Here is a 14,487-nt window from a genome sequence, read left to right as displayed (position 1 = left end):
CTTAATGGTAAATGGTATATAATTAACATTTGAAAATGGATTATTTTTGATCTGTTACTTTTCTCATATAAGATATAATCTCTAGATTTAGTCTAGAGACTATGTGGTACCACTACTAATCTCAGTACAACATTGAAATAACGGTTGAAATCAAGATTTCATGAAATTCAATACGAGTTGATAGTAATCAAAATATTATTGAAATTTGCTATATCATCATATATACCATTACTAAAATCACTCATAATCATTACCCTAAATACTATTATATTTCATATAATATGACACAATTTTATAAAACATATTTTGATTAGTTTTCCAAGAATATAAAGATTTATATCTATCATAACTGAATAAATGAAACCTTATATTTCACACAAGTATATTTACTAATAAGATCTATTTAGTGATGCATGCTAATTTACACCAATTTTTGGTATATTTGGATCAGTTAAAAAGCTAGTGTAATTTATAATCAAATGTTAATACCACTATTTACTGTAATATCTATAAATAAAAAGTTATTGAATAAGCAATGTATTTCATAACTTAATGATTTTAAAATTATTATTGAAAATATCATATTTATCAAATTAAGTAAATTATTTATTATAATCTTCGATTTCTCTAACTAATTGTAAGAACCTATTTTTTTGTTTTCTGTAATGATGATAAATGAACATCATAGATGTATGGGCTATGAGTTGACAGATATTCCTATAAAGGAATATAATGATAAATTATAGAGATGTATGTTTTTAACAATTATATAGTTTGTATTTTCTATAAATCGACACAATACACAAATTTACTCATTTTTACAAAAATCTATGAATTTCCATTAATAAAACGAGTAATCTTAATGACTATTGAACACACTTCGCATTGTTGGGGATTTGCCGCATTTTGTTTCGGCGCTTTTTCGTTATGCACCTTTATGCTAATTAGTGGTTTTTTATTAGGTGGTCGATCTTGGGCAAGATCTAAAAATATTCCTTTTGAATCTGGAGTTAATGCAGTTGGAACGGCGAAATTACGATTTTCAGCTAAATTTTATCTAGTTGCAATGTGTTTTGTCATATTTGATATTGAGGCTCTTTATCTTTATGCCTGGTCCATCGTTATACGAGAAGCAGGATGGTTAGGATTAGTTGAAATGAGCATTTTCATATTTATTCTATTAATAAGTTTAATGTATCTTGTACGTAGTGGTGCTCTTCTTTGGACACCAAAGCGGTTAAATCGATTGAATAGAGTTGACTCAATAGTCAAAAAATCCCATTATAGATAAAAAAAGTGAGGTATAAATTGGACTATACCCTAACACAAGCAGAACCAGATAGTGGACATGAAATTTATCCTCTAAAAAAAAAGAAAGTTGTAAGTGATCCGCTAGATCAATACATACAACGTCACTTCTATCTTGGTAAACTTAAACATGCATTACACAATGCAGTAAATTGGGGTCGCGGAAATTCTCTTTGGCCTTACAACTTTGGACTATCATGTTGTTATGTCGAGATGACTACTGCTTTTACCGCCGTTCACGATGTTGCACGTTTTGGATCCGAGGTCATCCGTGCTTCTCCTCGACAAGCAGATTTTATAGTCATCGCTGGTACACCATTTATTAAAATGGCTCCAGTAATACAACGTTTATACGATCAAATGTTAGAACCGAAATGGGTGATTTCTATGGGGGCATGTGCCAACTCCGGAGGAATGTATGATATTTATTCTGTGGTACAGGGGGTAGATAAGTTTTTGCCGGTCGATATATATATTCCTGGTTGTCCCCCACGTCCTGAAGCCTATATTCAAGCGTTATTATTATTAAAAGAATCCATTAAAAGGGAGCGTCGCCCATTATCTTGGATAGTAGGGGATCAAGGTGTTTATCGTGCTAATATGCAATCAGAGCGTCAACGTAAACACAATGAACGTATTGCCGCTACCTATTTACGTACTCCAGAAGAAATTTAGTATTTAAATACAGATTATCTTTGTGAATCCATGAAACTATTTTACATTAATCAATGGAAGATATTCAGTGCACTCAAAATGTAGTAGGTATAACTATGGTGGAGATAACAAAAAATATTTCCCAGCCAATTTGGCAAACACGAGATCATGCAGATGATCCTATAATCAATGAGTTATGTAATCATTTTACATCGGATTCTTTTACACTGCAGTCAACTCGACTCGGTATTCCTGTATTATGGTTAAAACGTGACTTACTTCTAGACGTTCTGTCCTTTTTAAAAACGCTCTTTAGACCTTACTCCATGCTGTATGACCTACACGGTATTGACGAACGTATGCGTATTCACCGTCAAGGATTGCCATTAGCTGATTTTACTGTATTTTATCATCTGATTTCCATCGATCGCAATCATGATATCATGCTAAAAATAGCATTGTGGAAAAATGATTTATTAATACCAACAGCGACTAAAATTTTTCCCAATGCTAATTGGTATGAACGAGAAACTTGGGAGATGTTTGGAATTACTTTCGATGGTCATCCACATCTTACGCGAATTTTAATGCCAAAAAATTGGGAAGGTCATCCACTACGTAAGGATTATCCAGCTCGTGCGACTGAATTTAAGCCATTTCTACTTACTAAAACAAAAGAAGATTTAGAAATGGAAGGGTTAACTTTTAAACCAGAAGAATGGGGAATGACACGAGGTACTACACAAGAAGATTTTATGTTTCTTAACATGGGACCAAATCATCCTTCCGTACATGGCGCTTTTCGAATTATTCTACAACTAGATGGTGAGGAAATTATCGATTGTGTACCTGACATAGGATACCATCACCGTGGTGCTGAAAAGATGGGTGAACGCCAATCTTGGCATAGTTATATTCCTTATACTGACCGAATTGAATATCTTGGTGGCTGTGTTAACGAAATGCCTTATATATTGGCAGTCGAAAAACTAGCGGGTATAAAGGTACCCGAGAAGGTCAATGTGATTCGTGTAATGTTATCTGAACTATTCCGAATTAATAGCCATCTATTATACATCAGTACCTATATACAGGATATAGGTGGAATGACGCCAGTTTTTTTGGCTTTTAGTGACCGTCAAAAAATATATGACGTTATCGAAGCTGTCACTGGTTTTCGTATGCATCCGGCTTGGTTTCGTATCGGTGGTGTAGCGCATGATCTTCCACATGGTTGGGAAAATTTATTAGGTGAATTACTTGATTGGTTACCCAAGCGGTTAGACTTTTACGTGAAAACAGCATTAAGAAATAGCATACTTCGGGGACGAGCTGAAGGTATCGCAACCTATGGTATTAAAGAAGCATTAGAGTGGGGTGTTACTGGTGCTGCATTACGTGCAACCGGCGTTAGTTTTGATGTACGAAAATGGAGACCATATTCTGGATATGAGAACTTTGACTTTGAGATCCCAACAGGTAATGGCATTAGTGATTGCTATAGCAGGATAATGCTGAAGGTTGAAGAGATACGGCAAAGTATGTTTATTTTAAAGCAATGTTTAAAACACATGCCATCAGGTCCTTTTAAAGCTGATCATCCATTGACTACACCACCACCAAAAGAACGAACAATGCGGCATATTGAAACACTTATTACGCATTTTCTACAAGTATCTTGGGGACCGATAATGCCAGCTAATGAGTCGTTTCAAATGATTGAAGCTACTAAAGGTATAAACAGTTATTATTTAATTAGCGATGGTAGTACAATGAGCTATAGAACACGTATCCGTACGCCTAGTTTTCCTCATTTACAACAAATTCCTTCTGTTATTCGTGGAAGCTTGGTGTCAGATTTAATTGTATATTTGGGCAGTATTGATTTTGTTATGTCAGATGTGGATCGCTAAACTATGCAACGAGATTGTCTAAACTTAGTGGAAGAAAATGTCCACACTAATCAAACGTTTAACCTTAGTCCCCAGATAAGAGAAACTATTAAACATGAAATGCACTATTATGAAGATGCTCGCAGTATTTCCATTGAAGCATTAAAAATAGTTCAAAGACAATATGGTTGGGTGCCAGACGACGCCATTGAAGCTATTGCACAAATACTTGGTATTTCTAATAGTGATGTTGAAGGCGTAGCTACGTTCTATAGTCAAATATTTCGTACTCCAGTTGGGCGCCATATTATTCGATTCTGCGACAGCATTGTTTGCTACATCACTGGTTATCAAAACATTCAAGCTACACTTGAAAAATTGTTAAGCATCAAACCAGGGCAAACTACACCAGATAACCGATTTACTTTACTACCTGTTTGCTGTTTAGGTAACTGTGATAAAAGTCCAACTATGATGATAGATGAAGACACTTACTCATATTTAACATCAGAATGCATTGCTCCGTTACTGGAAAAATATAGATGATTAAACCTATTATTCGTACTGAAGATACACATCCTTTAACCTGGTTTTTACGCGATGACCATCAGACAGTATGGCTAAAAGAATATCAGAATAAAAACGGTTACTCTGGTGCCCGAAAAGCTTTAGGTAAAATAGCGCAAGATGACATCATTACTATGGTAATGAATTCAGGATTAAGAGGACGTGGTGGTGCTGGGTTTTTCACTGGACTAAAGTGGAGTCTTATGCCAAAGGATCCCACAATAAATATTCGTTATCTATTATGTAATGCTGACGAAATGGAACCAGGAACTTATAAAGACCGTCTTCTTATGGAACAAATTCCTCATCTTTTATTAGAAGGCATGTTAATTTCCGCCTATGCTTTAAGAGCATATCGTGGTTATATTTTTATACGTGGAGAATATATTGAAGCAGCGTCGCGATTACGACATGCTATTGCTGAGGCTAATGAAGCTGGTCTATTAGGTCATAATATTTTAAACAGCGGATTTAGTTTAGAACTAATTGTACATACAGGAGCTGGTCGTTATATTTGCGGAGAGGAAACCGCACTCATTAATTCTTTAGAGGGACGACGTGCTAATCCACGTTTTAAACCGCCATTCCCCGCTAATATTGGAGTGTGGGGAAAACCTACCTGCATTAATAATGTTGAAACTTTATGCAACATTCCAGCTATTTTAACACATGGCGTAAAATGGTATAAAGATCTTTCTGGCACAAGCAAAGATACTGGAACTAAATTGATGGGATTTTCCGGTCGAGTGAAAAATCCGGGTGTTTGGGAATTACCGTTCGGTGTTACTGCACGTGAAATTTTAGAGGAATATGCCGACGGTATGGATCATGGTTTAACATTGAAAGCTTGGCAGCCTGGTGGCGCTAGTACTGATTTTTTAACTCAAATCCATTTGGATCTACCGATGGACTTTGAACATATCGGAAAAGCAGGGAGCCGACTTGGTACTGCTTTAGCAATAGCAGTAGACAATAAAATTAATATGGTGTCGTTAACACGTAATTTAGAAGAATTTTTTGCTCGCGAATCCTGTGGTTTATGTACACCTTGTCGCGATGGTCTACCGTGGAGCGTTAAACTTTTATGCGCATTGGAACAACATCAAGGTCAACCAGGAGACATAGAAATTCTAGAAAAACTATGTCGGCTTTTAGGCCCTGGAAAAACATTTTGTGCTCATGCTCCAGGAGCAGTTGAACCATTACAAAGTGCAATTAAATATTTTCGTTTTGAATTTGAAGCCGGAATAGACAACACTCATGTAAATACTACTGGCACTATTGTTGGCATACAACCTAACTTATTAAAAAAGAAGTATTAATATCATATAATCTTAACATATTGTGTAATATTAAAAGAGTAGGCACATCTCGTCCATCTATCACCTCGATACATTTTTTAATTAATTCTCTGTTTTGGAGGCCTCATTTGAACATGTTAAATATGGCTATAATTTACGTAGATGGCAAAAAATATGAGGTAAAAAGTTCAGACAATTTGTTGTCAGCCTGTTTGTCTATAAATCTTGATATTCCTTACTTTTGCTGGCATCCTGCATTAGGAAGTGTTGGGGTATGCCGACAATGTATAGTCAAAAAATATAAAAATATTGAAGATACCCAAGGTCAGTTAGTTATATCCTGTATGACACCAGTTACTGATGGTACATATATTTCTATCATTGATAATGAAGCAAAACAATTTCGACAAAGTATAATAGAGCTTTTAATGATTAATCATCCGCATGATTGTCCAGTCTGCGAAGAAGGTGGCAATTGTCATCTGCAAGACATGACGGTTATGACTGGTCAACATTGTCGTCGTTATCGGTTTGCAAAGCGTACTCATCGAAATCAAGATCTTGGTCCCTTTATTTTGCATGAAATGAATCGTTGTATCACCTGCTATCGATGCGTTCGTTATTATAGAGATTATGCTGATGGCACCGACCTTGGTACATATGGATGCCACGATAATATTTATTTTGGCCGTTCTCAATCAGGAATATTAGAAAATGAATTCTCTGGAAATTTAGTGGAAATTTGTCCCACTGGTGTATTTACTGATAAAACACATTCTGAACGTTACAACCGAAAATGGGATATGCAGTTTTCTCCTAGTATTTGTCAACAATGCAGTGTTGGTTGTAACATCAGTCCCGGCGAGCGATACGGCACAATACGTCGCATTGAGAATCGCTATAACGGCAGTGTCAATCACTATTTTTTATGCGATCGAGGTCGTTTTGGCTACGGTTACGTTAATCTTAAAAATCGTCCATATCAACCTATAAAGCGCCATGATAGCAAATGGACTGTCTTAAATCAAGAACAGGCCGTCAAGGAAGTAGTGAATGTACTTCGTCAAACATGTAAAACCATCGGAATTGGCTCACCACGAGCGAGTCTTGAAAGTAATTTTGCCCTACGAACATTGGTGGGACCAGATAATTTTTACACTGGCATGTCTAGCAGTGAACAAAACCAACTAGAGTTAATACTTAAGATTTTGCGTACGAGTGGTATCCATACGCCATCTCTACGAGAAATAGAAAGCTACGATGCAATATTAATTTTGGGAGAAGATGTTACTCAAACTGGCGCACGCATAGCACTTGCAGTTCGTCAAGCTATTAAAGGAAAGGCGCGTGAAATGGCAACAGCGCAAAAAATAGCAGATTGGCAGATTTCTGCAATCTTAAATGTTGGTCAAAATACTAAATATCCATTATTTATTACCAGTATCGATCGTACCCGTTTAGATGATATCGCTTCGTGGAGTTACTTTGCACCAATGAGTGAACAAGCACGGCTTGGTTTCGCGATCGCCCATATGCTAGATAAGACAGCACCTGCAGTCAACGACATTGACATTTCATTACAAGTAAAAATAGATGTAGTCGTGCAGAAATTAGCTAATGCAAAAAAACCACTAATCATCTCTGGAAGCAATACTGGTAGTGAAGAAATCATTTCTGCTGCCGCTAATATCGCTTGCGCTTTAAATAAACGAGGTAGTAAAGTGGGCATTACTTTTATCCTTTCTGAAGTGAATAGCATGGGTTTAGCCATGATGGGTGGGGGTAATTTAAATAATGCTTTAATGGAATTGACACAAGGTGTAGTAGACAATGTTATTGTACTAGAAAATGATCTGTACCGACGAGCTCCAGCTACGCAAATCAATTCTGCTCTATCTGGCTTAAAAAACTTAATTGTATTAGATCATCAACGTACTGCGCTGCATGATAAGGCAGATCTTATTTTCTCAGTAACAAATTTTACAGAATGTTCTGGTACGTTAATTAATCAGGAAGGGCGAGCTCAGCGTTTTTTTCAAGTATATAGTCCCGCCTATTATAATAATAACATAATGATACTAGAAAGTTGGCGTTGGTTACATTTACTACATGCGACTTATTTAAATTCTAAAATATATTGGACACAGTTAGATCATATCATTGATGCAATGGCACAAGAATTACCGCAACTATCAGGAATAAGAAAAGCCGCACCAGATGCAACTTTTCGTGTTCACGGAAAAAAATTAGCACGAGAGCCACATTGTTATAGTGGCAGAACAGCAATGCTTGCTAATACAAGTGTTCATGAACCTGGTGTGCTGCAAGATAAAGACACTATGTTTACGTTTTCTATGGAGGGGCATAATACATTACAAATGCCAAATCAGCAAGTTGCATTTGCTTGGTCACCAGGTTGGAATTCACCTCAGGCTTGGAATAAATTTCAAGATGAAATAGGTGGTCATTTGCGCTATGGAGATCCCGGTATCCGATTGCTGGAAGCTGGTGAAAATACTTTAAATTATTTCAATAATATTCCAAAAAGCTTTTCATCGTCACCAGGACAATGGTGTATTGCACCTTATTGGCACCTGTTTGGTAGCGAAGAAACTTCTCAATTATCTTCTGTAATTCAGAAACGTATGCCAAAACCATATGTCATGCTGAGTAGAGTTGATTCCTTGCGACTAGGCATTACCAATAATACGATGCTTGCTTTTACTTGTAATGGAATGGAGTTTTGTCTACCGGTTCAATGTAGCGATAATTTATATATTGGTCAAATTGGATTGCCATTGGGTTTTCCAAATATTCCTCCAATACTATCAGGATTAAGTGTTCATAATCTCGAGAAAGTAGTTCAATGATTTGTTTCATTCTAACACCAGAGATGTTCACTATTTTTTTATCGGTAATAAAAGCACTCATCATTCTATTGTCAGTTGTCACATGTGGAGCCTACATGAGCTTTGCTGAAAGACGTCTACTAGGATTATTTCAAAATCGCTATGGACCTAATCGCGTTGGTTGGGGTGGGTCGCTGCAATTGATAGCTGATGTCATAAAAATGATATTTAAAGAAGATTGGATTCCTCCATTCGCTGATAAAATTATTTTCATTTTAGCACCAATTATTGCGTTTATGTCTCTTTTAATTGCCTTTTCCATAGTGCCCATAACTCCAACTTGGATTGTAGCCGACTTGGAAATTGGTATGCTTTTCTTTTTGATGATGGCTGGACTAATGGTTTATGCAGTACTTTTCGCTGGTTGGGCCAGTAACAATAAATATTCGCTATTAGGCGCAATACGTGCATCAGCTCAAACATTAAGCTACGAGGTTTTTTTAGGGCTATCATTCATGGGAGTTGTAGCGCAAGCTGGATCATTTAATCTCGGTGATATTGTTGATTCGCAAACACATTTGTGGAATGTTATTCCTCAATTCTTGGGTTTTATTACTTTTTTTATGGCAGGAATAGCCGTTTGCCATCGTCATCCTTTCGATCAGCCGGAAGCGGAACAAGAACTAGCCGATGGTTATCGTATCGAGTATTCAGGAATGAAGTTCATTCTATTTTTTATGGGAGAATATATTGGTATCATAACTATCTCAGCTTTAACAGTAACGCTATTTTTTGGAGGTTGGAGAGGACCTTGGTTACCACCTGTTATATGGTTTTGTATGAAAACTGCTTTTTTTATGATTTTATTCGTTTTAATTCGAGCAGCTTTACCTCGTCCACGTTATGACCAAGTAATGAAACTAGGATGGAATATCTGCTTGCCACTTACTCTACTGAATCTATTAGCGACTGCAACAACAATATTATATAATATGTATTGAAGGAGAATATAATCAATCATGGGTTTTAAAAATTTTGCCATTAGCTGTGGAACCATATTACGTAGCATATGGATGATAGCGATTCAAGCATTTAGCAACCGAGAAACTCGATTGTATCCTGATGTACCTGTAAATCCATCTCCCCGTTTTCGGGGTCGCATCATTTTGACACGTGATCCTGATGGTAACGAACGTTGTGTAGCTTGTAATTTATGTGCTGTTGTGTGCCCAGTAGATTGTATTTCACTGCAAAAAGCAGAAACTAAAGATGGCCGTTGGTATCCAGAGTATTTTCGTATTAATTTTTCTCGTTGTATTTTTTGCGGTTTATGTGAAGAAGCTTGTCCAACTGCTGCCATTCAGCTTACTCCAGATTTTGAAATGGGTGAATATAATAGGAAAGATTTAGTATATGAAAAAAAAGACTTACTTATTTCTGGACCGGGTAAATATCCAGAATACGATTTCTATCGCATGTCTGGAGTAACAATTTCAGGTAAAGAAACAGGGGTAGGAGAAAATGAAGCTAAACCCATTAATGTAAAAAGTTTACTTCCTTAAAGAGAAGAAATAAACATGGAAATAACATTTTATTTTTCTAGTTTTGTATCGATATTATCAACACTTTGCGTTTTTTTTCAGAAAAAACCAATATATGCTCTGATTTATTTGATTATTTCATTACTTGCTATTGCCTGTGTTTTTTTTTCATTAGGAGCCTACTTTAGCGGAGCGTTAGAAATAATTATTTATGCCGGTGCCATCATGGTGCTATTTGTTTTCTCAGTTATGATATTAAATACAGATATAGATATTGATTGTGGTACACAGGTATTTGATCAACCAAAAGCATGGGTTTGGATCATGTCATCATCACTCATGGCCCTCATGCTGTTAATGATGTTATTATATACTTTTTATAGTATTTCTGAATACATTATTTCCAAACATTCTATTTCGATAAAGACCGTTGGTATCGCATTATTTGGACCTTATATTTTAATAGTAGAACTGGCTTCAATGCTATTATTAGTAGGATTGATAGTTGCGGTTCGTCTAGGACGTCATCACCATGATGACATTAAGAAAATCGGAAAATAAAAAACATGATTCCGTTGTCACATGGTTTTGCCTTAGCTGCTATTTTGTTCATATTAGGTTTAACTGGAATAGTAATCCGCCGTAATTTGTTATTCATACTATTAGGCATAGAAATTATGATTAATGCTTCAGCATTGGCCTTAGTTATTGCTGGAAGCTATTGGGAGCAAGCAGACGGGCAAATAATGTACATCTTAGCAATTACTGTCGCTGCTGTTGAAGCTAGCATAAATTTAGGATTACTATTACGATTATATCGTCATTATCATACTCTTAATGTCGATATAATTAGCGAGATGCATGGATGAATCTACTTTATTTAACAATTTTATTTCCTTTGTTTGGTTTTTTACTTTTAGCTTTTTCACAAGGTTCTTGGTCTAAGAATATCACTGCTTTAGTTGGAAGCGGTAGTGTTGGATTGGCAGCATTAACTACGGTGTGGTTAATATTTAATTTTTTCAGCATGCATAACAGTAAAACATTTATATTTACTCAAACTTTATGGCATTGGATAAAGACAGATAATTTTCAAATTCCAGTTACGCTTAGTCTTGATGGTCTTTCTTTAACTATGTTGTCAATAATTACTGGAATTGGTTTTCTTGTTCATCTCTACGCTACTTGGTATATGCATGATGCCAAAGAGGGTTATGCACGCTTTTTTGCTTATACTAACTTATTTATTGCCAACATGATTTTATTAGTATTAGCAGATAATTTACTTACAATATATTTTGCCTGGGAAGGGGTAGGACTTTGTAGCTATTTGTTAATAGGATTTTATTTTACTGATTTAAAACATAACATTGCTGCAATAAAAGCTTTTATCATGACTCGTTTAGGAGATATCTTTTTATTATTTGCGCTATTTATCCTTTATAATCAGTTTAATACTCTTAATTTCCATCAACTTACAGTACTAGTATCTCAAAAACTCATGGTAGGTGATCCTATAATAACCTGGATAACCTTGATGCTCCTTATTGGCTCAATTGGTAAATCAGCTCAATTTCCCTTGCAAACTTGGCTATCTGATGCAATGGTTGGTCCCACTCCAGTATCGGCACTTATTCATTCTGCTACTATGGTGACTGCTGGTGTATACTTAATTACTCGAACACATGGTTTATTCCTAATGGCGCCGGATGTATTATATTTAGTAGGAATTATTGGTGTCATTACATTATTACTAGGAAGTTGTGCAGCGTTAGTGCAGACTGATATAAAAAAAATTTTAGCTTATTCTACTATGAGCCAAATAGGATACATGTTTCTTTCTTTGGGTATTCAAAATTGGAATGCCGCTATTTTTCACTTGATGACTCATGCATGTTTCAAAGCACTTTTATTTTTATCGTCCGGCTCAATAATCTTTGCGTGCCATCACGAACAGAATATTTTTAAAATGGGTGGTTTACGACAATCAATTCCATTTATATATACTTGTTTTCTGGTAGGTGGTGCATCATTGTCAGCATTACCTTTGATTACTGCTGGTTTTTACTCCAAAGATGAAATTTTATGGAGCGCGCTGGTCAATGGACATAACATACTATTGTGTGCTGGATTAATTGGAACACTTCTTACATCAATCTATACTTTTCGAATGATATTTATCATCTTTCATGGTAATTTAAAAATTAAAGTTCATTTATATCATCGTAGTACTAATCACTACCTACCTCTCATATGTTTGTTAATTTTATCTACTTGTATTGGTAGTATAATTACACCGCCTCTATCTGGCGTATTGCCAAATAATATAAGTCATGATGGTCGGATTATGTTAGAGCTAACATCCGGCATTCTCACTATGTTTGGTATCATGATAGCCACGGTTTTATGGTTTTTTAAACATCCTATACTTAATGACATAACAGCCAGTGCACCAGGCCGATTTTTTTCTATCTGGTGGTTGAACGCCTGGGGTTTTGATTGGCTATATAAACAAATTTTTATCAAACCTTATTTAGCTATTGCGAGATTTCTAGAAAAAGATCCACTCAATGCACTAATAAGCATTCCTGTAGTAAAATTAGTAAACTTAGTTAGTTACGTATTAACGTTAAGCATAAACGGACAGTTACGTTGGTATGTAGCATCTATGTTTCTTGGTGCAGTTATCATAATAACATCTTTAATATTACTTTAAGTTTTAGAGTTTCATTTTATACAATTAATCTGATATTCATTAGAAGCTGATGAGTGCTAATTTATTTAGGAAATTAATCTATTACTTTTAGAGTATACAATCAATCAATATATAAAAGGATATAAAATGTCATGCTGCTACCTTGGCTGATTTTAATACCCTTAATCGGGGCTTTTCTATGTTGGCAATGCGAACGGTTTGACATATTCCAGCCTTGCTGGATTGCTTTGATTACTATATTGCTGACTGTAATTTTATCTTTACTCTTATGGTATCAAGGGACATATTCATTAGTAGTAGCCCATGGATTACCGCAATGGCAAATGGAATATCTATTCCCCTGGATTCCCCGTTTCGGAATAAGTATTCATTTAGCTTTGGATGGACTATCACTTTTAATGGTAGTAATGACGGGATTGCTTGGTACAATGGCTATATTGTGCTCTTGGTGTGAAATTAAACATTATCAAGGTTTATTTTACCTTCATCTTTTATGGATTATTGGTAGTGCAATAGGTATATTTCTTGCTATTGATACATTTCTCTTTTTTTTCTTTTGGGAAATGATGCTAGTACCGATGTATTTTTTAATTTCATTCTGGGGACGTGGTGACTCCAATAGTACAATACGTATTAATGCCGCTACTAAATTCTTTATTTATACTCAAGCCAGCGGTCTTGTAATGTTAGTATCGATTCTTGGTCTAACAATAGTGCATTATAACTTTACCGGTATCTGGACTTTTAATTATGAAAATCTTTTACATACACCAATACCAAAACAGCTGGAATATCTGCTTATGCTGGGTTTCTTTGTAGCTTTTGGTGTTAAATTACCAGTAATACCTTTGCATGGATGGTTGCCAGATGCTCATAGCCAATCACCTACCGCAGGTTCAGTAGATTTAGCGGGAATTTTAGTTAAAACAGCTGCCTACGGGCTCTTGCGTTTTAACTTACCATTATTCCCTCAGGCATCACATCACTTTGCACCTATTGCTATGTGGTTTGGTATAATAGGAATTTTCTACGGAGCTTGGATGGCATATTCTCAAGTTGATATCAAGCGTCTCGTTGCATATGCAAGTATATCACATATGGGATTTATATTAATTGCTATTTATAGTGGTGTTGAATTAGCTTATCAGGGTGTGGTAGTACAGATGATTGCTCATGGATTTTCAGCTGCTGGTATGTTTATTATTTGTGGTCAATTGTATGAACGTCTTCATACACAAGATATGCGAAAAATGGGTGGCTTGTGGACAAAATTAAATGTACTTCCAGCATTGTCTCTGTTTTTTGCATGTTCCATGCTTGGAATACCAGGAACCGGAAATTTTGTTGGAGAAATTACAATTTTGCTTGGTAGTTTTTCAGTAGCACCCATTATTACAATAATTGCTACATTTGGTTTAGTTTTTTCATCTCTTTATTCTCTCATTATGATGCAACGTGCTTATTATGGTCTAGCTAAGTCTAATAAACCTTTAAAAAATATAACGCTGCGTGAACAGTCAATTATTTTTTTTCTTGTTATTCTATTAATACTTCTTGGATTCTTTCCAACATTGATTATGGATACTGCAGCGCCTGCTATATGCAATATTCAAAATTGGTTTGTCGTTAATTATAACGCTACTCATTTAAAATGAAGAC

The 14,487-nt window shown here is 35.5% G+C and carries 12 protein-coding genes; all 12 read left to right on the top strand.

All coding sequences use genetic code 11. The features are described 5' to 3' along the window. The first annotated feature begins 862 nt into the window (after positions 1 to 862). The 12 genes from ndhC (at position 863) to nuoM (ending at position 14,483) form a co-directional block, all read left to right on the top strand. Entirely contained in the window at positions 863 to 1,291 is a 429-nt protein-coding gene (gene ndhC / locus ACICP0_RS01490) for an NADH-quinone oxidoreductase subunit A (RefSeq protein WP_395480176.1), read from the top strand. 17 nt (positions 1,292 to 1,308) lie between these two features. Further along, positions 1,309 to 1,983: a NuoB/complex I 20 kDa subunit family protein gene (locus tag ACICP0_RS01485; protein ID WP_395480175.1), complete on the top strand. Its 675-nt coding sequence runs from the start codon at positions 1,309 to 1,311 to the stop codon at positions 1,981 to 1,983. Positions 1,984 to 2,078: 95 nt separating this feature from the next. Then, positions 2,079 to 3,875: an NADH-quinone oxidoreductase subunit C/D gene (nuoC, locus tag ACICP0_RS01480; RefSeq protein ID WP_395480238.1), complete on the top strand. Its 1,797-nt coding sequence runs from the start codon at positions 2,079 to 2,081 to the stop codon at positions 3,873 to 3,875. Between the two features lie 3 nt (positions 3,876 to 3,878). Next, positions 3,879 to 4,400 carry an NADH-quinone oxidoreductase subunit NuoE gene (nuoE, locus tag ACICP0_RS01475; protein ID WP_395480174.1) on the top strand — a complete coding sequence of 174 codons (522 nt, stop codon included), beginning with the start codon at positions 3,879 to 3,881 and terminating at the stop codon, positions 4,398 to 4,400. After that, positions 4,400 to 5,743: an NADH-quinone oxidoreductase subunit NuoF gene (gene nuoF / locus ACICP0_RS01470; protein WP_395480237.1), complete on the top strand. Its 1,344-nt coding sequence runs from the start codon at positions 4,400 to 4,402 to the stop codon at positions 5,741 to 5,743. The genes nuoE and nuoF overlap by 1 nt, the downstream gene beginning before the upstream one ends. A gap of 122 nt (positions 5,744 to 5,865) precedes the next feature. Next, the gene (nuoG, locus tag ACICP0_RS01465) at positions 5,866 to 8,592 is read left to right on the top strand and encodes an NADH-quinone oxidoreductase subunit NuoG (protein ID WP_395480236.1); all 2,727 of its coding nucleotides are present in this window, start codon (positions 5,866 to 5,868) and stop codon (positions 8,590 to 8,592) included. A 23-nt stretch (positions 8,593 to 8,615) separates the two neighbouring features. After that, complete coding sequence (nuoH, locus tag ACICP0_RS01460; RefSeq protein WP_395480235.1) at positions 8,616 to 9,572, top strand: NADH-quinone oxidoreductase subunit NuoH; 957 nt, start codon at positions 8,616 to 8,618, stop codon at positions 9,570 to 9,572. A gap of 18 nt (positions 9,573 to 9,590) precedes the next feature. Continuing rightward, entirely contained in the window at positions 9,591 to 10,133 is a 543-nt protein-coding gene (gene nuoI, locus ACICP0_RS01455) for an NADH-quinone oxidoreductase subunit NuoI (protein ID WP_395480173.1), read from the top strand. A gap of 15 nt (positions 10,134 to 10,148) precedes the next feature. Next, positions 10,149 to 10,673, top strand: coding sequence for an NADH-quinone oxidoreductase subunit J (gene nuoJ, locus ACICP0_RS01450; RefSeq protein ID WP_395480172.1), 525 nt, complete (start codon positions 10,149 to 10,151; stop codon positions 10,671 to 10,673). A gap of 5 nt (positions 10,674 to 10,678) precedes the next feature. Then, the gene (nuoK, locus tag ACICP0_RS01445) at positions 10,679 to 10,981 is read left to right on the top strand and encodes an NADH-quinone oxidoreductase subunit NuoK (protein WP_395480171.1); all 303 of its coding nucleotides are present in this window, start codon (positions 10,679 to 10,681) and stop codon (positions 10,979 to 10,981) included. After that, positions 10,978 to 12,828, top strand: a complete 1,851-nt coding sequence (gene nuoL / locus ACICP0_RS01440; protein WP_395480170.1) for an NADH-quinone oxidoreductase subunit L — start codon at positions 10,978 to 10,980, stop codon at positions 12,826 to 12,828. Before nuoK ends, nuoL begins: the two co-directional genes overlap by 4 nt. 131 nt (positions 12,829 to 12,959) lie before the next feature. Next, the gene (nuoM, locus tag ACICP0_RS01435; protein WP_395480169.1) at positions 12,960 to 14,483 is read left to right on the top strand and encodes an NADH-quinone oxidoreductase subunit M; all 1,524 of its coding nucleotides are present in this window, start codon (positions 12,960 to 12,962) and stop codon (positions 14,481 to 14,483) included. Positions 14,484 to 14,487: the final 4 nt, after the last annotated feature.

The organism is Candidatus Curculioniphilus buchneri endosymbiont of Curculio glandium (genome assembly GCF_964275155.1).
Lineage (GTDB): Bacteria > Pseudomonadota > Gammaproteobacteria > Enterobacterales > Enterobacteriaceae > Curculioniphilus > Curculioniphilus buchneri.
Note: the sequence above shows the minus strand (reverse complement) of the source record. Positions and strands in the feature narration are given on the sequence as shown.

Bases quoted from the DNA above. Each gene is read 5' to 3' on its own strand.
- nuoH (WP_395480235.1), top strand. From the start codon at position 8,616: ATGTTCACTATTTTTTTATCGGTAATAAAAGCACTCATCATTCTATTG.
- nuoM (WP_395480169.1), top strand. From the start codon at position 12,960: ATGCTGCTACCTTGGCTGATTTTAATACCCTTAATCGGGGCTTTTCTA.
- nuoE (WP_395480174.1), top strand. From the start codon at position 3,879: ATGCAACGAGATTGTCTAAACTTAGTGGAAGAAAATGTCCACACTAAT.
- nuoC (WP_395480238.1), top strand. From the start codon at position 2,079: ATGGTGGAGATAACAAAAAATATTTCCCAGCCAATTTGGCAAACACGA.
- nuoG (WP_395480236.1), top strand. From the start codon at position 5,866: ATGGCTATAATTTACGTAGATGGCAAAAAATATGAGGTAAAAAGTTCA.
- ndhC (WP_395480176.1), top strand. From the start codon at position 863: ATGACTATTGAACACACTTCGCATTGTTGGGGATTTGCCGCATTTTGT.
- nuoK (WP_395480171.1), top strand. From the start codon at position 10,679: ATGATTCCGTTGTCACATGGTTTTGCCTTAGCTGCTATTTTGTTCATA.
- nuoL (WP_395480170.1), top strand. From the start codon at position 10,978: ATGAATCTACTTTATTTAACAATTTTATTTCCTTTGTTTGGTTTTTTA.
- nuoJ (WP_395480172.1), top strand. From the start codon at position 10,149: ATGGAAATAACATTTTATTTTTCTAGTTTTGTATCGATATTATCAACA.
- nuoI (WP_395480173.1), top strand. From the start codon at position 9,591: ATGGGTTTTAAAAATTTTGCCATTAGCTGTGGAACCATATTACGTAGC.